Here is a 24414-nt window from a genome sequence, read left to right as displayed (position 1 = left end):
TGAACATAAGATTCAATCGGTTTTGTTCAGCACTTAAAAATATGGATATACTTGTTTGAAATGATCAAATATATCCATTGTTTAAATTATTATTAATTATCTATTTAGCAAAAGGTAACTCTTCCCAACGCGTTGTATACCGCTGGCTAAGCATATCTCGCTTGATTTGCCAAGCTGCGGTTTGTCTTATACCGCCTAAGTGAATAGTATTTTTTCCCATCTTTTGATTAATGTAATCCATTGTTTTCATTAGCTGTTCACTTTTTTGCGTTTCTGATATGTCAGGAATAAATAAATCGGATTGGCAATAATCATCTTTAGCTTTTAGATCAAGTAGCATCACACCTGATTTCATAAATAAAAAGCCTTTTTTATAAATGGATTGTAATCCTTTTTGAGCGGCATGAATGATTAATCTCGAATCATCAGTTGTTGACAATAATGGAACAACAATTGATGGATTATATTGAGGTAATTCTGGCCGAAATCGATTAGTCTTTAAAAAGACCAGTACTGCACTAGCAACTGATTTTTGCTTTCTTAGTTTTTCTGCACCACGGCTTGCATGTACTCGAATTGCTTCTTGTATATCAAATAGATCACTCGTTAAATGACCAAAGCTACGCGATGTCATAATATTTTTTTTAGGTGTAGATAAATCATCTAATTCAATGCAGTTAATACCACGTAGTTCAAGTACTGTACGTTCAAGGACAACAGAAAATAACTGTCTAATTTGTTTCAAATTAGCTTGATGTAAGTCCCAAGCGGTATGAATATCTAATACTTTTAACCGTTGAGCAATTCGCCAACCAACGCCCCATATATCTTCAATTGAGAATTGCTTTAATATCGTCTTTATCGCCTCTTGATTAGTCGGTAAACAATAAACACCTTGATGAATTGGCTGTTTTTTTGCGATATGATTAGCTAATTTTGCTAACGTTCGAGTTGGTGCAATACCAATACTCACCGGGATACCTGTATCACGCTTTACTATTGTTTTTAAATTTTGACAATGAGTTAACACATTGTTAAATCCATTTAAATGGATGAATGCTTCATCGATAGAGTAAGGTTCAATATCTGCAGTATAATGACGAACGGTATCAAATACCCGCTGACTCATATCGCCATAAAGTTCATAATTAGAACTCAATAATTTAATTTTTTTTCTAATTTTGGGTTCAATTTTGTAGGCAGGCATTCCCATTGGTACTAAGGGTTTTAATTCATTAGAACGGGCGATTACGCAACCATCATTATTAGATAAGATACCAATGGGTTTTCCTTCTAATTTGGGATTAAAGACTCGTTCACATGATGCATAAAAATTATTACAATCAATTAGCCCAATCATGAATGACCTCGCTTTCGTAGGGAGTGAATCGTATGTATTACGACTCCCCAAATATGGACTTCTTTCCCTGTTAGTGAAATAGGTGGATAAAGTCTATTGCCTGATACTAAATGATGTTTGCCATTAATAAAACTTAAACACTTACAAGTTAGTTCACCGTCAACTGCTGCGACAACAATATCATCTATTTTCGGTTCTAAAGATCGGTCAACAACAAGCAGATCACCACTGTAAATACCATAATCAATCATTGAGTCACCAATCGCTTTAATATAATAAGTCGCACTAGGGTGCTTAACTAAATGGCTAGTTAAATCTAGTTTTGTTTCTAAATAATCATCAGCAGGTGAGGGAAATCCGGCTCTTACTGGCGTATCAACTAAAGGCAAATAAGTCGCGAGAGAGCTATTAGCTTGCCCAAGAACAACACAATATTTATTCAAGAAAACACTCCTAAAAAACAATAAAAAACGAATAGTGGAGATCTATTCGCATAAAAAAAAGATATATGTATAAATATACAGTATAAAATACTTAATTCAATAAAAACGAGTGTAAAAAATTAAAAATAGATTACTAAAAAAAGATAATCTATTGTTTTACAAGTAAAGTTGCTAGCTAAACGACTTAGGTGCTTACTTTTCAATTTATCGAGAGATAAATTAAATTCAAATTTTGCTATTTATTTATACCTAAAAAAACTATACTCCCTAACCCTACATGATAATGATTATCATTACTATTTATGTGGGTAATATTAATTTAGTCGTGTTTATTTAATAACTATGCTTTTTAAAAGGAACTAGGTATGGGATATAAAAAAATAAGTATATTATTGCTCTGTATGAGTTTTTCTCTTCAAGCGGAACCTTCAAGTGGCGAGAATACTTCACCAGAAGATGAACAAGAATCACAAATAAAAAGAAATAAAGATAACGTAAGTAGTGAGGATATTGATGATGTGATTACCGTTATAGCAAGATCACAAGATCAATTGAAAAAAATTAATAGCGTTATTGCCGGACGATCAACACTTACATCTGGTTTGATAGAACAAAAGCAAGCGGATAATGTAGCCGAATTACTCAACACATTACCGGGCGTGAGCGCCGCCGGTTCGGTTAGACCGGGTGGACAGACATTAAATATTTGGGGATTTGGTAAAGTAGAAGATGTAAAAATCATTGTTGATGGTGCGCAAAAAGGTTTCCAAAAATACCAACAAGGTTCGGTTTTTGTTGAGCCGGAATTACTTAAACGGGTGGAAGTGAATAAAGGCCCGCATGATGTCAAATTTGGTAATGGTGGCTTTGGTGGGGTAGTAACAATGGAAACTAAAGATGCGATTGATTTACTCGATCCTGATAAATATGTTGGCGCTTTGGTTAAATATAGTTTCCATTCAAATAATCATCAAAATATGGTAACAAGTGCTGTTTATGGTAGAACAAAAGATGATATGTTTGATGGGCTGTTTTACTACACTAACCGCGATAGTGGCAATTTTAAAAGACCGGATGGTTCTCGATTTGAATTCTCAGAAGATGATATGAACACCTATATGGGGAAATTAAATTTTAGACCCAATGAAGAGCATACGTTCACGATATCCGGTATCCGTTCAAAACGAGATTCATGGCAACCGTGGGCAGCAAAATATGTTGAAAAGATGACGCCACCAACTGCTGCCCAAATTAAAAAATATGGATATAGAGCAGCTTGGTTACGAAAATTAGTCAAACGTGATCAAACAGATGAATCAGCGCAATTTAAATGGAACTATCAACCAACTTATAATCCATTAGTCGATTTTACCTTACGTGCCACATATTCAAAAACAAAGCAACATGATATGAGGCCGGCCAAATATAATCCGGTTGCTTCTTTAGGCACTATGGGCAATGAGAGTTGGGTCAGTTACACTGATAAAACTGTTGAGCTTGAAAATAACAGTATTTTTACTACAGGACCAATTGATAATCTTCTAAAAATTGGTGCGCAAGTGCATTTGCATGATCGTGATACCTTGATGTATTACAAAAATTACGAGAAAAAACCAAATTATAATCATGGTTATTTCCAACCTGCTTATATGCCTTCGGGAAAACAACAAACTTATAGTTTTTATCTACAAGATGAATTATCGATTAGCAATTTTGTCTTAACGCCAAGCCTTCGATACGATTATGTTCGTAATCATGGTAAGAAAAATTATGCATCAGCTTATAATGATCCCGATCCTCGTTATGGACACAATTATGCGCCTGTTACCTATACCGGTTGGACGCCAAGACTCGGTTCATATTGGCAAGCGACAGAAAATATCGGGTTTTTTGGTGATATTAGTTATGCATGGCAAGCGCCGACTGTTGATGAAACTTATGAGGTTCAATTCACCCCTAAAAATGGCGGTAGTGGTAAAATCTCTGCAACCAGTCGCAATTTGAAAAAAGAGCGTGATTTATCAATCCGATTGGGAAATATCCTCGATTTCAATAATCTAATGTTAAATGATGATAAATTACAAGTTCGAAGCACATTATTTAGACAGCGTGTTACTAACGAAATTTTTGTTACTCGTGGTTTTAATGGCTCTATTTGTGGACCGGGTAAATTGTGTCCGGTTGGCCAATCTAATTATCGAAATCTGCCCGGTAAGTTAGTGGTAAAAGGATTTGAACTAGAAACCTTTTATGATAGTAAATATTGGTTTGCCAGTGCAACGTACTCAATTCAAAAAGGAGAGCGAGACACCGCGCCACAAGCTCCATGGATGCATAACAAAACTTATGTTGCGACAATTTCACCTCGTACAGCAACTTTAACTACCGGTTTTAAAATTCCTCAATGGAATTTAAGAGCAGGTTGGAATGCTCAATTTGTCAGAAAACAAGATCGAACAGGATCAGAAGATAGAAACCATGATGGGCTTGCTGATCTTGGGGCGTATGGTTTAGGTCGTTCATCAGGTTATTCATTACATAATTTATTTGCAACCTGGCAGCCAACATTTTTACCGAAAGCTGAAGTTAAACTGGCCGTTGATAATATCTTTAACAAAGATTATCGACTATATTTAGGTGAAAATACTTATGGTTTAGCACGCAACTTTAAAGCAAGTTTTTCATATAAATTTTAATACTTATCTAGCGTTAAGTTGATAAGTTTAAACAGTTAAAAAGTATTGCAGGTTAAACTATTAAAAAATAGTATTGATGCCTTATATAAATAAGGCATCAATAAAAATCACTGAGTTGTTAAACACATAATAAGCATTTCAAAAAGATCTAATATGATCATTGTTAATTTTTCGCCACATCCGATTGAATCAGCATTAAACGATTAAAAGAGGGGTGTGAGTGCTGATTGATATATGAATTATATTAGCTTCATACATATCTCAAATTAAATAATTTTCGATATTGAAATTACTCGTCGCTTTTTTTAATGACCTTATCGTGCTTTTCATCAAGTTTGAATATCGTGATATTTCAATAAAAGACCTAAGTTAATTAATGAAAATTTTTCATTAGTGCATGTTGTTTTACCTACTTTATCATTGTAGTAAGCTGTTTAATAATAGGCTAACTACAATAACTGAGGTATGAGCTATGAAAAAAACAATAACATTAAATAATGGTATCGAAATGCCTATCTTAGGGTTTGGTGTTTTTCAAATGACCGATAAGAAAGAGTGTGAAACAGCCGTACATGATGCAATTGATTCTGGCTATCGGTTAATTGATACAGCTGCAAGTTACCAAAATGAAACTGAAGTTGGTAATGCTATTCGTGCACATGGGATTGATCGAGCAGAATTATTTATTACGACTAAGTTATGGTTGCAAGATGCCAATTACAATGGTGCTAAGGCTCAATTTGAACGTTCATTAAATCGTTTGCAATTAGACTATGTTGACTTATATTTAATTCATCAACCTTATGGTGATGTTCATGGTGCTTGGCAAGCAATGCAAGAGCTTTATTCAGCAGGTAAAACTCGTGCTATTGGCGTAAGTAATTTTCAACCTGATAGATTAGCTGATTTAACTGCATTTCATTCCATTATTCCTGCCGTAAATCAGATTGAAGTTAACCCATTCCAACAACAGCTTGAAGCCGTGCCTTATATGCAAAAAGAGAGCATAACTCCTCAAGCCTGGGCACCGTTTGCTGAAGGGAAAAATGGTTTATTTACCCATCCGGTGTTAGGTCAAATTGCCGTTAAATATGGTAAAACAATAGGGCAAGTGGTATTACGTTGGTTAGCACAACGAGGTATTGCAAGCTTGGCTAAATCTGTGCGTAAAGAGCGTATAATTGAAAATCAAGATATCTGGGATTTTGAGCTTTCGGATAAAGATATGCAACAAATAGCAGCGCTTGATACAAATACAAGTCAATTTTTTGATCATCGAGATCCGCAAAAAGTAAAATGGTTAACCAGCCGGAGATTAGATGTTTAAATTTTTAGTTATTGAGGCTAATTTGACATAAATAGATTGACAGTTTCTTTGTAAGATTTAACTAATTTTTCCGCTCGTTCAACGAGTTTTTGACGTATATGCTCAGGCTCTAAACAAATACATTTATGACCTAAGCTTAGTAAAATACCATAACTGTAGTCATCATCAATAAAGTTAAAATCTACAAGATACTGTTGTCCATTTAATTTCTTAATATCTTTTTCATCACAAAAATCTAAAATACGTTCCAAAAGAGATTCATCTATTAGCAATTTTATTTTAAAAATCTTTTTTTTCATATCCGCTTGGAATAAGGAGAATGCTTCAGGCGTTGTCTGCTTAATAAATTTAGTATTTGTTTTTCTAATGTTTGACATTTTTGACAATTTAAATACACGAAAGTCATTTTTAGTTAGACAAAAAGCTTGTAAATACCATTCTTTTTCCTTAAAAATAAGTTTATATGGCTCAATTAAACGTGAGGCTTGTTTATTCCTAACACTTAAATAATCAAACGATAAAAGCATTTGTTCTTTCAGTGCCAGTCTTATAATAGATATTTTGTTATCAATATTTTGTTTAGAAAACCAAGGCGATAAATCAATAATAAGTTGATTTAAGTTATTTGTTACTTCATCAAGTTCTTGTTCTGATAAAAAACTCTTAATTTTTTCAAGTGTTCTTAAATTTTCACTTTCTTTGAAAACTGGTGAGGATAATAAGTTGAGGCCTTTTAATAAAACAATGACATCTTCTTTAGTGAATAGACCTTTACTAATTTTATAATTTTTTAAAATACTTATTCCACCTGCACTTCCTTGATAGGTAATAATGGGTATTCCCGCTCCCTCTATAACTTGTATATCTCGGTAAATAGTACGCAATGATACATTTAATTTTTCGGCTAATTCTTTACCACTGATTTTTTCTCTTTGAAGCAAGATCATGATGATAGTAATTATACGATTAATTTTCATACTCTATGTTTGCAAAATAATTTAGATTGAATTTTAAATATGACATACAGTTGTCATTAATGCCACATCAAAATAGAGATAACTAAAATTAATTGAACTAATTTTTATCACTAAAAGGAAAGAAAAAATGTTTAAACCTAATAGCGTTATTGTTTATGTCAAAAATGTCGATACTAGCACAGAGTTTTACGCAAAAATACTAGGGCGCCCACCTGTTAAAACTTATCCTGGCTTTGCTGTATTTTTATTGAATGATAATTTTATTTTGGGGCTGCAAGAGGCTGATAAAATAACGCCAAAGTCACCCAATCATTATGGTGGTTTTGAGCTGTCATTTAGTGATGTAACAAAAAATGAAGTAGATGAGATTTATGCGACATGGAAAGAACTAAACGTCAAAATTGAACTCGAACCTCAAATGCTCGATTTCGGATACACATTTGTAGGAAATGATCCTGATGGTCATCGACTCCGTGTTTGTGCTACCGACACTTCAAAATTTGAATAAAAAATTATCTTAAGAAATTAAAACAATTGGTGCTTTAAAAAATTTATTTAAGTCATCTTAAAATGAAGCTACAATTCTAAAAAACTGACTGGCTCCACCACCAAACCTAATGGCGAGACAAGCAGCGAAAAGATTAAATTGCTCCTTGAAAGTTGTGGTAATGTCAGTTTTTTAGAATGGATTATTGCGCCTGATCAAAACCGGTTTAAAGTGCAGTTTCACTCGCAAAAGCTTACCAACAAACTATCCTGTGGATAAGTCTGATTTATGAAGCAAAAGAAAATAAAGCGACTTCAGTGAATAATAAACTATGTAATGATAAACTATGTAATGATAAATACAAATACTTGCTGAATCAAAAATATACTCCTACAGAAAAAAAGAGATGGAAAAATGGAAAAAATAGAATTTAATAAAATAAAAATAGATGGTGCCTGATCCCGACGGAGCAAGGCATCCGGTAAAAGGTGGTACAGCGCCTGTGGGTGTACCTAATGATATGAAAACTTTTAAGCCTCAATGATAACCCAATGAAAAATATTTTATTAATATTATTACTAATCACATTAGTAAACAGTTGCAATATGAAAAATATATGGTGCAAAACAGAAGATGGAAGATATGAAATATGGGGAACAACTCCTTATGATATGACTGAAAGAATAGAAAAAGAAGGCTGTGAATGTTTAAGCGAATCGCTTTTATGGAATCCTAAACCCAAAGCTTTTGATCCGCAACAATTACAAGAAATCAGGCAGGAATTACCCAATTGGGCTATGAACAATATCCCTAATTTTACAACCAAAGATAAGCAAGATTTACAACGGGAATTGACAGTTATGTCAGACACAGATTTATTAAAAAAATTAAAATATAGATATTCTTTTTTTAGATATAGTCGTTACCAAGAAATTTATGTTTATACTTTAAAAATAAAGGGTAAAAATGCTTATTGTATAAATTATAAAGAAGTCTATGACCATTATGAAAATAAAGAAGCCTATCCACCTAATGATGAATTTTATGAAAAATTAAAAAAATATTATCCAATAATCGAAAATGAGGGCTGGGCGAGGAATGAATTTGGAAATAGTGGTGTTGTATATTTTTGATCAAAGACACATCATAAAACGATACCATATATAAGACCTATAAAGGCAACAATTACCCACTTGAAGAGTGGGGGAGTTATGAAAAAACAATGGGTTGGCTATTTGTCAAAAGCAAATATAAATGGTGATAGGAAAACATCTATTCAACAACAAGAATGACATGAAAAAAGAGCTATTGGCAGAATGTTTTGGCTTATACAACTCAAAAATGCTGGCTAAATATTGAGGAATATTATAAAAAATGAAAAAAATATTGTATATCTTATTATTTACTTTATTCGGATGTAAAGATAATTATCCACAGGAAAAAGTTGGTTTATATGCTGTTGATATGCTTTATGCCTGTGAATGCCCACAATATAAAATCTTTAAAATAGATAATTTGTCGATAAAAAGTAGTCATTTAAAAGATAGAGAACCTTTAGATTTGGATGGTAAAGATAGCGATCTTTCACAAGAACTATCTTATGCTATTAATAAGCCAGAAGATGATAATTTAATTGGAAGAGACGTAGATCTAATATTTGCAAATAAAACAGATGAGGAAAAATTTAAAAAACAACAGGGTCTAAACTCAATATGTTATATCTATTATTTTGAAGGATATTTCAAATCAAAACAGTTATTTTTAGTTGAAAATTATCATTTATCATTAAAGAGTTCCGACTGCATCAGCCACGAACTTGATGATATGATTCTATAATAAAATAATTATTACTTTAAAATAAATAACATAAACAACCGAGTAATAGATAGAGATTTATTACTGGGTAATAAAGGAACAAAATAGATACTCATACAAGTAACAATTCATTTTATTTTAAATGTATCGATATTAATAAAAATCTCTATAGACAGATAAAACATTCGATTTCTTAATGAATTAATTAGGTATAGAGGAGTGTTTAAACGCGATATTGGAGCGGGAAACGAGGTTCGAACTCGCGACCTCAACCTTGGCAAGGTTGCGCTCTACCAACTGAGCTATTCCCGCATAAGAGAAGTGTTTTAAATGGTGCCCGGGGCGAGACTTGAACTCGCACGGCCAAAAAGGCCGAGGGATTTTAAATCCCTTGTGTCTACCGATTTCACCACCCGGGCTCAAAACTTATACGTAAGGTAATCCGCTTTGAATGCAGTGCATTTTACCTATCTTGAGATTTCAGTCAACATAAATTTTGGATTAATTGTTTAATTGCTCAATGTTTAACTTATTGTTGGTTTAATATTGAGTTTTTGGGGATTGAGAAGTGTAATTTTGTGAACTTACAGAAGATAACAAAATTACACTAAAACTAACGATTATCGACTTTTTGATAAATTATTCTTCATCTAATAAGTCACTTTGCGCTATCCATAAATATTGGAACATGGATAATAACGTTAAAATTGTAGCTAAAAAAAGTGCAGCTAGCCCCGCATATATGACAAGATCGCAAGGACGCCAAAGTAACCAAGTTAATGCTGTCATTTGAGCAATTGTTTTAATTTTGCCAATTGAAGATACTGCAACATTACCTCGTTTGCCAATTTCAGCCATCCATTCTCGTAATGCAGAGATAATAAGTTCACGAGAGACGATAATTATTGCAGGAATAGAAATCCACCACGCCTGATAATATTGCGTTATAAGAACCAATGCGATTGTTACCATTATTTTGTCGGCAACAGGATCTAAAAAAGCACCAAATTTAGTCGTTTGACCTAATCGGCGGGCAAGGTAACCATCAAAAACATCTGTAACTGCGGCTATTAGGAAGATTAATGCCGAAAAAAAGCCTGACCATTCATGAGGGATTAAATAAAATGCCAACACAAAAAATGGAATCAGTATTACTCGAAATAATGTTAAGAATGTAGGTAAGTTAATTTTCATGTGACATTAGCTCATATTGTTTTATTAATCAAATGGTTAGCGACAATTAAAAAAACAGGGTTTTCTCATTGATTATGTTGCCTGAAAAATGTTAATTTTTCAATGTGTTATTGCTGTAAATTTAGATAAATTTTTTCAGCTAATGATTTTGAAATACCTTGAACTTGCGCAATTTCGTCTATACTGGCATTTTTCAACTCTCTAAGCCCACCAAAATGCTTGAGTAATGCTTGCCGTCTTTTTCCACCAACGCCTTCAATATGCTCTAAAGCGCTGTCAGTTAACTGCTTAACGCCTTTTTTACGTTGACCAACAATTGCATGATCGTGCGATGCATTTCGAATTTGTTGAATAAGCAGTAAAGCAGGGGAATGATAATCCAGATAATATCCTTTTCCATGAGCTTCAAAGAATAGTGTTTCTAATCCTTCTTTACGTTCAGCACCTTTGGCCACACCAATTAAAATAGGGTGGTTTTTATCCCAGTTTACGTCTAAATTATCAAAAACCCTTAACGCTTGGTTAAGTTGACCTTTTCCTCCATCTATAAAGATGATGTCTGGGATCTTATCTTCAGGAAGATCTTTCTTACTATAACGACGGGTTAAGACTTGCTCCATTGCCGCATAATCGTCTCCAGGTGTGATACCATTTATATTGTAGCGACGAAACTCAGATTTAACGGGACCTTTATCATCAAAAACGACACAAGATGCAATTGTGTTTTTACCCATAAAATGGCTTATATCAAAACATTCCATTCGATTGATTTTATCAATGCCCAAAAACTCTTTTAGTGCATCATATCGTTGTTTAATGGTTGAGTTTTCGAGTAGTTTATTTTTTACTTCAGTTTGAGCATTAACTGTTGCAATATTTAATAGTTTAAGATTATCACCTTTTGGTTCATCAACTATTTTTACTTGATGTTCAGCGACAATAGATAAAGTATCTTCCATTGCTTGCTTGTCAGATAATGAAAAATTGAGAAGAATTTTCTTCGGAATATTTCTATTTTGATTTCCTTGTAAATAAAATTGTCCTAAAAATGTCTCGATCACTTCTTCTAGTTCAGTATTAGATGGCACTTTTGGAAAATAAGAACGATGTCCAAATGTTTGACCATTTCGAATAAAGAGTACATAGATACAAGCTAAGCCGAGTTCGTAATGGAAACCAATTACATCTAAATTATCATTATTGTTATAGATAGCTTGTTTTTCATTTATGTGTTTGATCGCTTGTAGCTGATCTCGTAATGCGGCTGCTTTTTCAAAATTAAGTTCACTACTGGCTTTTTGCATATCCGCAGTAATTTTTTGCAAAATTTGGTCTGATTGTCCGGAGAGAAATAACCTTACATAATTAACTTGTTCATTATAATCTTCGTCGCTAACTAAGCCTGGTACACAAGGCCCTAAACAGCGTTTGATTTGGTACTGTAAACAAGGACGAGTTCGGTTACGATAAGTGCTATTTAAACATTGTCTTATTGGAAATGTTTTTTGTAATAAGGCAAGAATTTGTTTTACCGCATATCCACTCGGATAAGGGCCAAAAAACTCATCTTTTTTTCGATTAATTGCACCACGATACAAAGACAATTGAGGATGTCTTTCTTTACTTAATTTGATAAACGGGTAGCTTTTATCATCTTTGAGCAATACATTGTATTTGGGTTGATATTTTTTGATATAAGTTTGTTCGAGTAATAATGCTTCAGTCTCTGTATTGGTGATGGTAAATTCAACTCGATGAATATGACTTACCAATCGATCGGTTTTGATCGTTTTTTTACTGCTATTGAAATAGCTTTTTAAGCGATTATTGAGATCTTTCGCTTTTCCCACATAAATAATGGTATCTTTATCATTAAACATTTGGTAGATACCTGGTTTATGTGGGACTGTTTTTAGAAAAGATGCTGTATCAAATTGGCTCATATTAGTTTTCAAAGGTGAGGGCTTTTTTCTCTATTATCCTCATAATGGTGCTTAAAATACCATTTATCAAGAGGTAAATGAGCCCTGCAACCATAAAAATTGAGAAGTCATAGTATTCACCATTTAATGCATTACTATATCCCATTAAATCCATAACAGGAATCATTGAAGCTAAGGCTGTACCTTTTACCACAAAAACGACTTCGTTAGAATAAGTAGAAAGAGCACGTTTTAATGCATATGGCATGACAATTTTAAGAGTTTGTCTTTTGTTCATACCTAAAGCGCTACATGCTTGCCACTGTCCTTGTGGAACAGATTTTAATGCACCATAAAATATTTGTGTAGTATAAGCGGCACTATTAAGCGTTAAAGCTAAATAAGCACAAAACCAAGGTGAAGAAATAAAATCATAAAAAGCAGGAAATTTACTTAAATATTCACCAAATTGTGATGGTCCATAATAGATTAAAAACAGCTGTACTAATAATGGTGAACCAGTAAAAATAATGATATAAGCGCGAATTGTTTTCGTTAATAGCTTAGAATTTAACGATAAAAGACATGAAAAAACAATAGCCAAAATACCAGCCGTTAATATACCGAATATACTTAGACTTAATGTATCAGGTAGACCTTGAAGAATGATTTTTAGATAAAAAATAAAATTATCAGACATAAAATAACCTTACTGACTATTGGCTGATGGTTCAAAATGGGTTGCTCGTTTTTCAATACGTGAAATAATTTTTTGACTTAAAATTGATATCACTAAATAAATAATCATCGCAACAAAGTACCATAAAAAAGGCTGATTGGTTCGGGCAACTATTGTTTTGGTTTGCATCATTAAATCATCTATCGCGATTGCTGAAACAAGGGCAGTATCTTTTAATAAGATTAACCATTGGTTACTTAAACCGGGTAATGCGTGTCGCCACATTTGTGGCATGATAATACGAAAGAAAGTTCGAGATTTACTTAATCCTAAAACTTGAGCTGCCTGTTTTTGTCCGCTTGAAATCGCTTTAAATGCACCGCGTAACGTTTGTGAGGCATAAACAGCGTAGAGTAATGATAAAGCAAAAACACCGCATAAAAATGGGTCCGGTTGGGTATTATGAATACTCATTTTTACGGTAAACGATGTAAAGCCGAGAGGAACGGTAAAGCCATCATCTAATGCCATCAATAGCAGTGGTAAACCAGTATAAATCGCAACCACAATTAATAATTCGGGTAAAGCTCGAATGGTTAAATTGAATAGCGACATTAGCCATGCAACGGGTTTGAATGGTACTGATTCTAAAATAGTAAAAATGAACGCAAAAAACATTCCAACGACTAACGATACAAATGCTAATGATAACGTAATCGCGGTAGCTTTCGTAAGCGGCAAAATATACCCATCCATAGAAGAGAGTAACAAGTCTATACCGTGTGCAAAAAATTCTGACATAAAAGAACCGTAGTTAAATTTAAAAAATAAACTCGCCGCAGAATATGCGGCGAGATAAATAAGAACTGATTTTGTTATTAATAATTATTTACTAAACCATTTTTTATAAATAGCATCTAATTCGCCATTTGCTTTTAGCTTATCGATTGCTTGATTAAATTGTTCAAGTAATTGATCATTGCCTTGACGTAAAGCAATACCTAAACCTTCACCAAAAAATTCATGATCGGTAATTTTATCGCCTAACGCAATAATATCAGCATCTTTACCTAACCATTCACCAGCAACAAAAGAGCTTGAAACAATAGCATCAATACGTTTAGCTTTTAAATCTAAGAAAGCAAATTGGTAGCTATCATAGCTTACTGCTTTAACATCAGGATATTTTTCATTTAAATATTTTAAATAAGTTGTACCTTTTTGAATACCAACTTTCTTACCTTTTAGCTGATCAAGACTTGTTAAGGAATCTTTTAAAGTAACAAATTGGATTGAGCTATCATCATAATAGATTTTAGTAAATGCAACTTGCTTTTGACGTTCAGGTGTAACATCTATACCAGCAATAGCCGCATCGATTCGACGAGTTTTTAAACTAGGAATTAATCCATCAAATGATTGATTTACAATGTTACAAGTTACTTTCATTTCATCACAAAGTTTATTCATGACGTCAATATCAAAGCCGATGATTTCGTTTTTATCATTAGTAAATTCGAAAGGTGCATAAGTCGCTTCGGTACCAATGGTTAACGTTTCAGTTGCTTGAGCTGCAAATGCAGATCCTGCAAGTATAATAGCTAGTAATGTTTTTTTCATATATCCACCCAATCAGATTTTTATTAATATTAATGCGATAGATAAGCTTTGAACTCTTCAGTTTTTGGATGAGCAAAACACTCAATTTGACCTTGTTCAACAATCTTACCATGTTCCATGTAAATCACTTGTGAAGCAACTTTACGAGCAAAATCGACTTCATGCGTAACAATAATCTGTGTAATTCCTGTCTGTGACAGTTCATTAATGATTTCTGCAATTTGAGATGTGATTGCAGGATCTAAAGCTGCTGTTGGCTCATCAAATAGCAAAATTTTAGGTTCCATCATTAAGGCTCTCGCAATAGCCACTCGTTGCTGTTGACCACCTGAAAGGTGAAGAGGGTAACGATGGGCCATTTCATCAATTTGTAAGCGAGCCAAAATTGACATGGCTTTTTCACTTGCTTCTTTTTTCGATAGTTTCAAAACTTGGCAAGGGGCTTCAATTAAGTTCTCTAAAACAGTTAAATGTGGCCATAAGTTGTAATTTTGAAAAACCATGCCAACATTTTTGCGTAAAGTTCGAATAGTTGATTCACTTATTTTTTTTGAAAAATCAAAATGTGAATCCGCAATTGTCATTTCACCAGACGTTGGTATTTCAAGTAAGTTAAACACTTTCAGTAAAGAACTTTTACCTGCACCGCTCTGACCAAGTAAAACAATTGTTTCACCTAAAGGGTAACATAAAGAGACATCATTTAATGCCTGATGTTTACCATAAAAACAGTTAATATGGTTTAATTCGATATTCATTAGTATTAGATAAACTATTTAAATTTTAATTGACTAAATATTACTTTTTTTTGCATAAAAATGCAATCTAAATTATTAGACAACGATACTTTAGCTTGATTTTTAAGCTAAAAACCCGGCTCCTCAACTTTTTTTATTGTCGTTATTTTAGTGTTGTATCAAGTTATTCGTATAATTATCAGTACTTAGAATTATAAAAAACATGAAGATTAAATAATAATGTGAGATATATGACCATATACTTAGTTCAAAAACCCCGTTCCTCAACTTTTTTTAGATTTATATAATGTTATTAATTTTGATTATTAATGATTGGGATGGTAGGACCAAGAAATTTAGGTTCTTTGTTCAGAATGTAAAGATCAATAAAAGCACTTACACGTGCAAACATCTCTCTAATTCGAACTAACTTCATGCTTTTGGGGGCAGGGACAGCAAAACATTGAGCTTGAATACCTTGCGCTAACGCAATAAACATTGCTCGTTCACAATGGAATTCTTGAGTAATAATAGTAAATTCATCTGCGTCAAAGACTTTATTTGCACGAACAATTGAATCGAAGGTTCTAAATCCAGCAAAATCTAACACAATGGCATCTTTTGGGATGCCTGCTTTTATGAGATCTTTCTGCATCATTATTGGTTCGTTATAATTTAATTGTGCATTGTCTCCACTTAGCAATAAATAATCAACTTTACCTTGCCAATAGAGATCAATCGCACCATCTATTCGACTGCGATAAAAACCATTGATTCCGCCATTTTTTACATATTTAGATGTTCCTAATACAACACCAATTGTTCGGTAGGGAAGTTTGTTTTCATCGTGATAAATGTAAGGTGCTGTCTTATAGCTTATCCAAAAGTCGAGTCCAATTACTAAGGCAAGTAGTAATGAAAAAAAAGCAATAAAATAAGCAATAAGTTTTTTTAACTTCATACTAAAACCAATCAAAAATAAATACCATTATTGGGAATAAAAATGGTGCTGTTAATGAGGTCATAATACCACATAAAACTAGAGATAGGGAGCTATAAGCCCCTTCGTTATAATTGACTTCAATACAACGCGCTGTACCTACAGCATGAGATACTGCACCAATTGATAATCCTCTTGCTGAAGGTGTTTTTATTCTAGCAACGTTCAGTAATTGATGACCGAAAATACCACCTAGTGTTCCAACAAGTATTACGCATAATGCAGCGATTGATTGAACGCCACCCTCATTACCAGCGATGGTGACCGCGATGGCTGTTGTCACTGATTTAGGTAATACTGATGCAGCAATTTCTTTACTACCCCCTAACCATAATGCAATAAACACACCGGTTACCATAGACGCTATGGAGGCAGTGAAGGTGATAATCATGATTGACTTCCAACGGGCTTTTATTTGTGGAATGAGTTCATATAAAGGATAAGCCAAAGCAACGACAGAGTAAGGAAGTAGATCGTTAATAATTTTTACGTTTTTAACATATTCAACATACTCGGTATTTGTTATTAATAAAATAGGGATTAATACAATAACCGAAATGACTAATGGGTTAAATAACGGATTTTTAATTTTAAATGAGATTCTTCTAATAATTAAAAATACCAAAACGGTTAATGGTAGCATCCATATCATGATTGGTTCTCCCTATTATCGGAGGTTTTAACGACTTTTTTATGCAGATGTTCAGTTAAAAAAGCGGTTAAATATAAGACAATAACTGAACCACCAACACTAGCAAAAATTATCGGTATCCAATTACCTAAGAGTAATGAATAATTATCCATTATCCCCATCGCCGCAGGAATAAAGAGGACCGTCATGTATCGCATGAAAAGATTACAACTATTTTTTATCCAACACGTTGGTATTAATTGAAAAGTTAATAAAATGAACAAAATCAATAAACCAATAATACTTTCAGGGATCATGATTGGTAAGATTGCAGATACGACATTTCCTGCCCATAAGCAAATGGTCAGGATAATCAAGCCTCGACCGTAGCTAAATAGTGTGTAGTATAAAGAATAAAGTCGATGCTTAATGGTTGCATGTTTGGCTAAAAAGTGTTTCATAAATTAAATGCTAATTGTTTAAAACTTAAATTATGATTACCAATTCTATAGTAAGAGATGGCATTGTACTTTGAACAGGCGTATATGATACGCCCGTAACATTTAATTATCCAACTAAATAATGACAATATTGATATAGTTGTTTTAGTAATGCCAGCTTTTCAGGTTTTTGTATATAAATCTCAGCAAGTTGTTCAAGGGATTGCATATAATCTTGAACTTTAGTTGCATCTAGTTTATCACGACAATGATCTTGCCAGATTCGTAACTCTTGTTCAGTTAACGTTTCTGGATAGTTTCTAGCTTTATAACGAAACAGTAATTTTGCTAATCTTGGATCATCAAAAGTTAACGATAAACTATCTAATAATTGGGGGGGAGTAGTTCGAATCGTTTCACAATTTAATAAATCATTTCCATTTAAAAAGCCTGCATATATTTGCGCATCGACATCACTATTGTTATTTGAGTATTCATTATCTATGCCAAATAGTTCACGCATTTTACTTTGTAATAAACTTTGATTTTCCAGTAGTTTTTGTTGATTTTCTAAGCATTTTTGTTTATCAAGATCGAAACGTTTTGCATTATCGGGTAATAGTGTGCTCAATGGCGCAATGATTGGGCATTTGTTAATATGAATTAGTTTTAATGGGATACGTTGTTCATCAACATCAAGATCTTCAGTTTTAGTGTAGAGTTTCTCTCGAATAGTTTCGACTGGTAAATTAATCAGTGAATCGATATCTCCAGTAAGATCACAAACAATCACTGCATTTTTTTGATTTGCGTGCCATGCAATAGGGCTAACTAATGACATGTTACCGCGATAACTACCTAACATGCCAGAAACGTGAATTATTGGCGTCATGTTGGCAATATCGATAAGCTCGACAACTTTATTTTTATTACGTAGTGTGAAGAAGTAATTGAATAACTTTGGTTGTACTTGCTTAATTAATTTTGCCATCGCAATGGTGGCGTAGACATCAGACATAGCATCATGCGCATGTTCATGTTTAATATTATTAGCTTTAGTGAGATCTTCTAATCGAAAACTAGGGAAACCAGATTCATTTATTGGCCAATTAATCCCTTCCGGTCTTAATGCATAACAAGCTCGGACGACATCTAGTAGGTCCCATCTTGAATTACCGTTTCGCCAACTATAAGCATAAGGGTCATAAAAGTTACGGTATAAGATGTTGCGAGTCACTTCATCATCAAAACGAATATTATTATAGCCTAAGATACACGTGTTAGGTTGGCTAAATGCTTCATGTATTTGTTTGGTGAATTCGGCTTCACATATACCTTGTTGATTTGCTTTTTGTGGTGTTATTCCAGTTATTAGCACAGCTTCAGGGTTGGGAAGATAATCTTGGGCTATTTGACAATAGATGACTAAAGGTTCTTCAATAATATTAAAATCACTGTCAGTTCGAACACCAGCAAACTGAGCAGGGCGATCTAAAGCTGGATTTATGCCAAAAGTTTCATAATCGTGAAAATAAAAGGTTATCTGCTGTGAATTATTTTTCATTATTTTATAATTTTTTGTATTTTAATTTATTAAATCAAGCTGTTTTGTTTATCGGCTTTAGGATGATATTTAAGTCTGATATTGAAAAATATTAACTAAATATCGATAGTTATATATTTTATATTATATCAGATTTAATGAGAGTAATGTGGGATAAAATAAAATTATTGGAAGATAAGCTCAAATAAAAAAGTGAATATAATAATATATTCACTTTTCTAATCCTCCTAAATTAGTAATAATTATCGAGTTCTTTTAGAAATATTTTTAACTCTTCTATCCATAATTCAGCATTCATGGTTGTACCATGACCTCGGGTCTTATCACTTGCTGGAATTAGATAATATTTAGCAGCAACAACATCCTTGAGGGCTTTTTCCATTAAACCTGTGTTTGGTGGGTTTCTTTCATCATCTTCTGAATTGATAACTAACATAAATGCTTTAATTTTTGTTAGCTCTTTTGTTGGATCAAAGTTTCTGGCTGCATCCCATTGATATAAAAAATCATTCGCGTCCATTGTTGTTCGTTCTTTTAACTTATTTGCTAATATTTCTTCTGTTTTCTGGGTGTTATAAGCGTTATTTTGCCAGGCAATATCACCTCCGTTAGTCGCGATATCGTAGTAATTATAAACAGTTTGGAATTTTTCAGGTTGTTTGCTATAAAAGCCATTATTCCAATCAGGATCGTCTTTAATTGAATTAATGATCATCTTTCTCATTATCCAATTTCGACTAGACATTGGCGCAGGGGTTGCTGCCATTGCAATTGCTGCTTTCATGTAATTAGGATACATAGTTACCCATTGCCATGTATTCATTCCACCCATCGAGTTACCAATAATAAGTTCAAGATGATCTATATTTAAACCTTTTTTCAAAAGTAGGTATTGAGCATTAACCATGTCGGTATAATCATAATGAGGAAAGTTTCCTTTCAAACCGTCAGAGGGTTTCGAAGATTGACCTGTACCAATAGCGTCAGGCAATATTATGAAATATTTTTCAGCATCCAACGGCATTCCTTTATCGAATAAGGCATGACCAAAACTGTCATTAAGCATTGAATCTCCATTGCCAGTTGTGCCATGTAAAACTAATACTGGCTTTCCTTTAGGGTCGCCGATAGTGACATAATGAGTTTTTAAATTTTGAATTGTATTACCATCATTAAATTTAAATTTTTCAATAATATAATCACCTTCTTTTCGGTTATAGAACTCGGAACAATATCCTTGCGATGCGAAAACGAGAAAAATAAAAAATAGTAGCGTTTTTTTTATATTATTCATATGTGGCTCTCTCCTTCATAATTACGTTATGAATCATATGTGTAAGAGATAGGGTAGGAAGGTAATATTTACGTTGAATGAATTTTTTCCAACGTTAGTTTCTATAATAATTTATTAAATGATAGTCATCCAATAAAAATACGTTTATTTACATTAAATAATTAAATTTGAATATGAATTTTAAGTATAAACGGGAAGTTCTTTAAGTTAGTAAAAGGGAATTATTAATTCCCTTTCTTGAAGTTATTTAATAGAATTTTTAGTCTTTGGGTGCGCTTTCGATGATAACAGCTAGCTTTTCGAGAGTTAATCTTAAGAACCTTGGCATAGCTTCGATTTCAATCGAGTCCATTAAGTTTTTTACATAGAGCCCTAATTCAGTATCGCCTTCAACAATGAGTCGACGTTGAAAGAATAATGTATCAGGATCTTGTCGTCTAGTTGCTATCATTATTAAGTCATTGGCATTGCCGATGAAGCTTACATCAGGTATTTCTTCGCGGCTAACCACAAGTTTGTTATCAATTAAGCTGACAAACCAGACTAATTGAAGATCGATAACTTGGATTTTGAGCCAACGATTTTCTAAAAAATCTAGCTCGCCATCTTCAAGTGAATGTTTGAATTGCAATTGTAATAATTGTTCAATAGCTCTTTTTTTAACGCTAAAGGGTATACATTGTAATGTCAGACCCAACATTTGTGGCGCTTTATCGACAAATTGTGAATGAATTTTTCCTAGAAATTGGTGTTTATTGCCAATCATTTACGCATCTCCAGAGATCATCTTCTCATAAATATCTAAATCGGTATTTAGATGCTCGAAAACTTCTTCACTAACTTCATCACGAACTTTCATTTGAAGTAATGCGGTGCGCTCCGCCCCAATTGCGACTAAACGCATACGTCTTTCTAGATTTTCAGCTTCAAGAGCTTTTTGTTCTAAATCTTTTAAGCCAGTTCGACGTCTTAATGAACCTATAACACGTGAACCAACTTCGTGGATAATTTCTTGATCTAGGCCTTCTTCAGACGTTTCTTGTAAAAGGCTAGTTTGCATTTTTTCAAGACTAACGATAGCTTCTTCAGCCATTTGTCCTTTTACGGTTAATATTTCGTTGTCTTGTTCGGAGTTATCCAAGATCACGCTACCTCGTAATAAAATTGGTAACATGATAATAGCGGATATTAATGATACTAATATAATACCAGCAGCAATAAATACGAGTTGATATCTGCCCGCAATGGTTATTGGAATAGATAATACACCAGCTAGTGTTATCGCTCCGCGGACACCAGCAAAAGTAGATATCCATAAATCACGTGTGGTATATGAATTAAATGCTAATGGACGCTTTGTGCCAAATGGCATTGTTGGCATTTTTTTCATAGCCCAAAGCCAAGCAAATCGAGTGCCCATTAATACTATAAAAACGAACAATACAATTAAGCATAGTTGCCATAATTCAATTGATGCATCGGTTTGGTTTTCAGCAAATGTATTTTTTAAAATACTTGGAAGCTGAATACCTAATAGAACAAAAACAAATCCATTGAATACGAACGTTAACATTGACCATGCACTATCAGATTGTAAGCGAGTTGTTAAAGGGGCATTACGCATCATTCCTGAGTGGTTAACTGTCATACCAGCACTTACTGCAGCTAAAATACCGGAACAGTGACATTCTTCAGCAATGATATAAGCGGCAAATGGTAGTAAGAATAATAGTACGATTTGGATTGCGGGATCATTGTTTGTTAGTTGGTTTATTTTACGCAAAATACGAGCATATAACCAAGTGAATATCACCCCAACAGCTAATCCACCTAAAGCAACCACAAAGAAGGATATACTGATTTGTAATAAGTTGAATTCAAATGCACCAGCTGCAATTGCAAGTGCAAATTTTAAGGAAACAAGGCCAGAAGCGTCATTCATTAAGGCTTCACCTTCAATGATTTCCATCTTCTCTTTTTCAATTCGTCCTTTACCGACAATACCACTAAGTGCGACGGCATCGGTAGGTGATAATACTGCTGCTAATGCAAATACGGCTGGCATTGAAATATCTGGTAGCATCCAATGTAGTAAGTAACCCAGAGCAACAATTGATATAACCACTAGAACCAAGGCTAGCCCTACAATTTCTCGTACATTATGAACAAAATCTTTTACAGAAGTTTTACGTCCATCAGCAAATAGTAAAGGAGGAATGAACAGTACAAGAAATAGGTCTGAGTTAAACTCTAAATAAATACCTAATGCGGCAAGAATACTACCTAGTAGTATTTGCATTAGAGGCAATGGGATCTGTATTGGTAACATTTTTATAATGACACCAGAAAGTGATACAATTAATACTATTAGTAATATTGTTGAAAATAGTTCCATAGCTACTCTTTTAGTTATCCCATATATAGTTATCTATTATATAGGATTTTTAAGAATATTTCAGGTTAAAATTGTATAAAATCACTCAAATTTTAAGCAATCTCTATTATTGATCAAAAAAAGTAATAATTTAATTGATGGGCAGGTTAGATGGAAAATTGGCGAAGAGCATTTGTATTACATACCAGAACATACAGTGAAAGCAGTTTGCTAGTCGATTTATTCGTTGAAAATGTTGGGAAAGTAACCATTTTAGCAAAAGGTGCTAGGCGTAAACGCTCTGCATTAAAAGGTGTTTTACAACCTTTTACTCCACTAATTGTTCAATATTCAGGTCATGGAGAAATAAAAACTTTACGTCAAGTTGAGGCTGTTTCCCTTACTTTACCTCTTGTTTCTGTTTATTTATATAGCGCCTTTTATTTAAATGAACTATTACACCGTGTTTTAGTCGCCGAAACCGAAATAACTACGTTGTTTGATGATTATCTAGCAAGTATACAACAATTAGCCCAACAAGTTCCTGCTGAAAACGTGTTACGAGCATTTGAATTGGCCTTACTTGAAAATTTGGGCTATCACGTTGATTTTTTTCATTGCAGTGCAACAGGTGACGATATTGTTGAATCTATGCATTATCAATATATTTCAGAAAAAGGTTTTATTTGTAGTTTGTTACAAAATAGTACCGCTTTCACTGGTGAAGAAGTCTTAGCTTTAGGGAAAAGGCAATTTCACAATATCGATACACTTAAAGCGGCAAAACGTTTTACCAGGATGGCGTTAAAACCTTATGTTGGTGCAAAACCATTTAAAAGTAGAGAATTATTTGTAAAAATATAATTTGTCTTTTAACTTAATTTAAAAGGGACTTTATGTAAAATGTATCAGATCTATTCCGTCAACAATGTTGACGGAAAGATGATTAATCATAAATTAATAAACCGGAGGTTTGGCATAATTACCATTATCAGCAGGAAAAGCATTTGGACTTAATTTTTGATAGTTTCTACTATTATCTTCTAACTGAAATATTGCCGTGCCTATTACACCTATATTTGTTGCTGAACCTTCACTATTATGATTAGCATAAGCACTAGAGCTGTCAGAAAAAGTAAAAGCAGCTACTTCATTATTACTTTTACGGAAGCCTTCAATCACAAGTGTGTCATGTGGTCTTAAAATATAGCCATTGTTTGAGAATGAACCAGCTTTACCATTAATAACGTCTAATCCATCAATAGTTGCTACAATTTCATAGGTATTAGAAGAGTAATTACGATAGAATAATCGGTAGCTTTGTCCTACTTTACCTTGTAACTTAACGTTGTTATTTTGCTTAGTTAATGGCCATTTTTTGCCACGATCATCAAGGAAAGCCATACCAATTCTACCATTATTCAACATAACTTCTGAAATTGCTTTTCCATTATATTGATGTGCTGAATAATTGATAGTAATAACATCAATAGGGTAAAAACCGGTACGTTTCATACTTACTTGTTGAACATGCGATTTAATGCCATCTCCCCATTGAGTCCCTAAGCTTTTATTAGCACTTTCTGTAACAGTATTAGATGATGCAACACCACTATTACGATAAGATTGGCATCCAGTTACAATTAAAGTTAATAAAGATAAAATAGCGATAAAATATTTTGTGTGCATTACTTTCATATTCCTTTATATATTATGTAGTTAAACATATTTATCTTAATACATTATATTATTATATATAATATTTTTTTGCTGGCTATGTTTCATTTCAGCTATTTATAATTAATTATGACTAATTAAGTGTTATTAAATTATTATAATAAAATCTGTGATAAA

Annotated in this window: 23 protein-coding genes and 2 tRNA genes; 6 read left to right on the top strand and 19 right to left on the bottom strand. The window is 33.2% G+C overall.

Annotated elements, in window-relative coordinates:
- Nucleotides 1–100 precede the first annotated feature (100 nt).
- Nucleotides 101–1360, bottom strand: a complete 1260-nt coding sequence (locus J3T98_RS02415; protein WP_267337567.1) for a Y-family DNA polymerase — start codon at nt 1358–1360, stop codon at nt 101–103.
- Nucleotides 1357–1803: a LexA family protein gene (locus J3T98_RS02410; RefSeq protein WP_267362044.1), complete on the bottom strand. Its 447-nt coding sequence runs from the start codon at nt 1801–1803 to the stop codon at nt 1357–1359. The genes J3T98_RS02415 and J3T98_RS02410 overlap by 4 nt, the downstream gene beginning before the upstream one ends.
- Before the next feature lie 365 nt (nt 1804–2168).
- Here J3T98_RS02410 and J3T98_RS02405 point away from each other — a divergent pair, with 365 nt between their 5' ends.
- The gene (locus tag J3T98_RS02405) at nt 2169–4499 is read left to right on the top strand and encodes a TonB-dependent hemoglobin/transferrin/lactoferrin family receptor (protein ID WP_267362043.1); all 2331 of its coding nucleotides are present in this window, start codon (nt 2169–2171) and stop codon (nt 4497–4499) included.
- Between the two features lie 472 nt (nt 4500–4971).
- Complete coding sequence (locus J3T98_RS02400) at nt 4972–5826, top strand: aldo/keto reductase (protein ID WP_065562069.1); 855 nt, start codon at nt 4972–4974, stop codon at nt 5824–5826.
- Nucleotides 5827–5843: 17 nt separating this feature from the next.
- On the opposite strand, the gene J3T98_RS02395 is transcribed toward J3T98_RS02400, so the two are convergent.
- Complete coding sequence (locus J3T98_RS02395; protein ID WP_267362042.1) at nt 5844–6803, bottom strand: helix-turn-helix transcriptional regulator; 960 nt, start codon at nt 6801–6803, stop codon at nt 5844–5846.
- Between the two features lie 127 nt (nt 6804–6930).
- Between J3T98_RS02395 and J3T98_RS02390 the strand changes: the two genes are divergently transcribed.
- From J3T98_RS02390 to J3T98_RS02380, 3 genes are all read left to right on the top strand, one after another.
- Nucleotides 6931–7311 carry a VOC family protein gene (locus tag J3T98_RS02390; protein ID WP_267362041.1) on the top strand — a complete coding sequence of 127 codons (381 nt, stop codon included), beginning with the start codon at nt 6931–6933 and terminating at the stop codon, nt 7309–7311.
- A gap of 530 nt (nt 7312–7841) precedes the next feature.
- On the top strand, nt 7842–8423 hold the full coding sequence (locus J3T98_RS02385; RefSeq protein ID WP_065562064.1) for a hypothetical protein: 582 nt from the start codon (nt 7842–7844) through the stop codon (nt 8421–8423).
- Between the two features lie 241 nt (nt 8424–8664).
- The gene (locus tag J3T98_RS02380; RefSeq protein ID WP_267362040.1) at nt 8665–9126 is read left to right on the top strand and encodes a hypothetical protein; all 462 of its coding nucleotides are present in this window, start codon (nt 8665–8667) and stop codon (nt 9124–9126) included.
- A gap of 215 nt (nt 9127–9341) precedes the next feature.
- Here J3T98_RS02380 and J3T98_RS02375 read toward each other — a convergent pair.
- The 15 genes from J3T98_RS02375 to J3T98_RS02305 form a co-directional block, all read right to left on the bottom strand.
- Nucleotides 9342–9417 (bottom strand) — tRNA-Gly (locus tag J3T98_RS02375).
- Nucleotides 9418–9436: 19 nt separating this feature from the next.
- Nucleotides 9437–9524 (bottom strand) — tRNA-Leu (locus J3T98_RS02370).
- Nucleotides 9525–9744: 220 nt separating this feature from the next.
- Nucleotides 9745–10299 carry a CDP-diacylglycerol--glycerol-3-phosphate 3-phosphatidyltransferase gene (pgsA, locus tag J3T98_RS02365; protein ID WP_065562116.1) on the bottom strand — a complete coding sequence of 185 codons (555 nt, stop codon included), beginning with the start codon at nt 10297–10299 and terminating at the stop codon, nt 9745–9747.
- A gap of 107 nt (nt 10300–10406) precedes the next feature.
- Nucleotides 10407–12242: an excinuclease ABC subunit UvrC gene (gene uvrC / locus J3T98_RS02360; RefSeq protein ID WP_065734100.1), complete on the bottom strand. Its 1836-nt coding sequence runs from the start codon at nt 12240–12242 to the stop codon at nt 10407–10409.
- Between the two features lies 1 nt (nt 12243).
- The gene (artM, locus tag J3T98_RS02355) at nt 12244–12921 is read right to left on the bottom strand and encodes an arginine ABC transporter permease ArtM (RefSeq protein WP_065562114.1); all 678 of its coding nucleotides are present in this window, start codon (nt 12919–12921) and stop codon (nt 12244–12246) included.
- Between the two features lie 9 nt (nt 12922–12930).
- Nucleotides 12931–13701 carry an arginine ABC transporter permease ArtQ gene (artQ, locus tag J3T98_RS02350; protein WP_218059990.1) on the bottom strand — a complete coding sequence of 257 codons (771 nt, stop codon included), beginning with the start codon at nt 13699–13701 and terminating at the stop codon, nt 12931–12933.
- Nucleotides 13702–13785: 84 nt separating this feature from the next.
- The gene (locus tag J3T98_RS02345) at nt 13786–14520 is read right to left on the bottom strand and encodes a transporter substrate-binding domain-containing protein (RefSeq protein WP_267362039.1); all 735 of its coding nucleotides are present in this window, start codon (nt 14518–14520) and stop codon (nt 13786–13788) included.
- 29 nt (nt 14521–14549) lie between these two features.
- Nucleotides 14550–15278 carry an arginine ABC transporter ATP-binding protein ArtP gene (artP, locus tag J3T98_RS02340; RefSeq protein ID WP_220226030.1) on the bottom strand — a complete coding sequence of 243 codons (729 nt, stop codon included), beginning with the start codon at nt 15276–15278 and terminating at the stop codon, nt 14550–14552.
- A 292-nt stretch (nt 15279–15570) separates the two neighbouring features.
- On the bottom strand, nt 15571–16218 hold the full coding sequence (locus J3T98_RS02335; RefSeq protein WP_065734101.1) for an ElyC/SanA/YdcF family protein: 648 nt from the start codon (nt 16216–16218) through the stop codon (nt 15571–15573).
- Between the two features lies 1 nt (nt 16219).
- A complete protein-coding gene (locus tag J3T98_RS02330; protein ID WP_220226032.1) occupies nt 16220–16909 on the bottom strand; it encodes a CidB/LrgB family autolysis modulator in 690 nt (229 codons plus the stop codon).
- Nucleotides 16906–17349: a CidA/LrgA family protein gene (locus J3T98_RS02325; RefSeq protein WP_267362038.1), complete on the bottom strand. Its 444-nt coding sequence runs from the start codon at nt 17347–17349 to the stop codon at nt 16906–16908. The genes J3T98_RS02330 and J3T98_RS02325 overlap by 4 nt, the downstream gene beginning before the upstream one ends.
- A gap of 106 nt (nt 17350–17455) precedes the next feature.
- Nucleotides 17456–18892, bottom strand: a complete 1437-nt coding sequence (gene sbcB / locus J3T98_RS02320) for an exodeoxyribonuclease I (protein ID WP_267362037.1) — start codon at nt 18890–18892, stop codon at nt 17456–17458.
- A gap of 232 nt (nt 18893–19124) precedes the next feature.
- Nucleotides 19125–20186, bottom strand: coding sequence for an alpha/beta fold hydrolase (locus J3T98_RS02315; RefSeq protein WP_267362036.1), 1062 nt, complete (start codon nt 20184–20186; stop codon nt 19125–19127).
- 259 nt (nt 20187–20445) lie between these two features.
- The gene (ubiT, locus tag J3T98_RS02310) at nt 20446–20952 is read right to left on the bottom strand and encodes a ubiquinone anaerobic biosynthesis accessory factor UbiT (RefSeq protein WP_267362035.1); all 507 of its coding nucleotides are present in this window, start codon (nt 20950–20952) and stop codon (nt 20446–20448) included.
- Nucleotides 20953–22581 (bottom strand): Na+/H+ antiporter, encoded by a 1629-nt coding sequence (locus J3T98_RS02305; RefSeq protein ID WP_065562106.1) that lies wholly within the window; start codon nt 22579–22581, stop codon nt 20953–20955.
- Between the two features lie 150 nt (nt 22582–22731).
- Here J3T98_RS02305 and recO point away from each other — a divergent pair, with 150 nt between their 5' ends.
- Entirely contained in the window at nt 22732–23424 is a 693-nt protein-coding gene (gene recO / locus J3T98_RS02300) for a DNA repair protein RecO (protein ID WP_267362034.1), read from the top strand.
- A 93-nt stretch (nt 23425–23517) separates the two neighbouring features.
- On the opposite strand, the gene J3T98_RS02295 is transcribed toward recO, so the two are convergent.
- On the bottom strand, nt 23518–24249 hold the full coding sequence (locus tag J3T98_RS02295; protein WP_267362033.1) for a hypothetical protein: 732 nt from the start codon (nt 24247–24249) through the stop codon (nt 23518–23520).
- Between the last annotated feature and the right edge of the window lie 165 nt (nt 24250–24414).

This window comes from Gilliamella sp. B2772 (genome assembly GCF_026536985.1).
In the GTDB taxonomy this organism is placed as follows: Bacteria; Pseudomonadota; Gammaproteobacteria; order Enterobacterales; family Orbaceae; genus Gilliamella; species Gilliamella apicola_E.
Note: the sequence above shows the minus strand (reverse complement) of the source record. Positions and strands in the feature narration are given on the sequence as shown.

Bases quoted from the DNA above. Each gene is read 5' to 3' on its own strand.
- J3T98_RS02380 (WP_267362040.1), top strand. From the start codon at position 8,665: ATGAAAAAAATATTGTATATCTTATTATTTACTTTATTCGGATGTAAA.
- artM (WP_065562114.1), bottom strand. From the start codon at position 12,921: ATGTCTGATAATTTTATTTTTTATCTAAAAATCATTCTTCAAGGTCTA.
- J3T98_RS02345 (WP_267362039.1), bottom strand. From the start codon at position 14,520: ATGAAAAAAACATTACTAGCTATTATACTTGCAGGATCTGCATTTGCA.
- J3T98_RS02395 (WP_267362042.1), bottom strand. From the start codon at position 6,803: ATGAAAATTAATCGTATAATTACTATCATCATGATCTTGCTTCAAAGA.
- artP (WP_220226030.1), bottom strand. From the start codon at position 15,278: ATGAATATCGAATTAAACCATATTAACTGTTTTTATGGTAAACATCAG.
- artQ (WP_218059990.1), bottom strand. From the start codon at position 13,701: ATGTCAGAATTTTTTGCACACGGTATAGACTTGTTACTCTCTTCTATG.
- J3T98_RS02330 (WP_220226032.1), bottom strand. From the start codon at position 16,909: ATGATATGGATGCTACCATTAACCGTTTTGGTATTTTTAATTATTAGA.
- recO (WP_267362034.1), top strand. From the start codon at position 22,732: ATGGAAAATTGGCGAAGAGCATTTGTATTACATACCAGAACATACAGT.
- J3T98_RS02335 (WP_065734101.1), bottom strand. From the start codon at position 16,218: ATGAAGTTAAAAAAACTTATTGCTTATTTTATTGCTTTTTTTTCATTA.
- J3T98_RS02400 (WP_065562069.1), top strand. From the start codon at position 4,972: ATGAAAAAAACAATAACATTAAATAATGGTATCGAAATGCCTATCTTA.
- J3T98_RS02415 (WP_267337567.1), bottom strand. From the start codon at position 1,360: ATGATTGGGCTAATTGATTGTAATAATTTTTATGCATCATGTGAACGA.
- pgsA (WP_065562116.1), bottom strand. From the start codon at position 10,299: ATGAAAATTAACTTACCTACATTCTTAACATTATTTCGAGTAATACTG.
- J3T98_RS02325 (WP_267362038.1), bottom strand. From the start codon at position 17,349: ATGAAACACTTTTTAGCCAAACATGCAACCATTAAGCATCGACTTTAT.
- J3T98_RS02315 (WP_267362036.1), bottom strand. From the start codon at position 20,186: ATGAATAATATAAAAAAAACGCTACTATTTTTTATTTTTCTCGTTTTC.
- J3T98_RS02385 (WP_065562064.1), top strand. From the start codon at position 7,842: ATGAAAAATATTTTATTAATATTATTACTAATCACATTAGTAAACAGT.
- ubiT (WP_267362035.1), bottom strand. From the start codon at position 20,952: ATGATTGGCAATAAACACCAATTTCTAGGAAAAATTCATTCACAATTT.
- sbcB (WP_267362037.1), bottom strand. From the start codon at position 18,892: ATGAAAAATAATTCACAGCAGATAACCTTTTATTTTCACGATTATGAA.
- uvrC (WP_065734100.1), bottom strand. From the start codon at position 12,242: ATGAGCCAATTTGATACAGCATCTTTTCTAAAAACAGTCCCACATAAA.
- J3T98_RS02295 (WP_267362033.1), bottom strand. From the start codon at position 24,249: ATGCACACAAAATATTTTATCGCTATTTTATCTTTATTAACTTTAATT.
- J3T98_RS02305 (WP_065562106.1), bottom strand. From the start codon at position 22,581: ATGGAACTATTTTCAACAATATTACTAATAGTATTAATTGTATCACTT.
- J3T98_RS02405 (WP_267362043.1), top strand. From the start codon at position 2,169: ATGGGATATAAAAAAATAAGTATATTATTGCTCTGTATGAGTTTTTCT.
- J3T98_RS02390 (WP_267362041.1), top strand. From the start codon at position 6,931: ATGTTTAAACCTAATAGCGTTATTGTTTATGTCAAAAATGTCGATACT.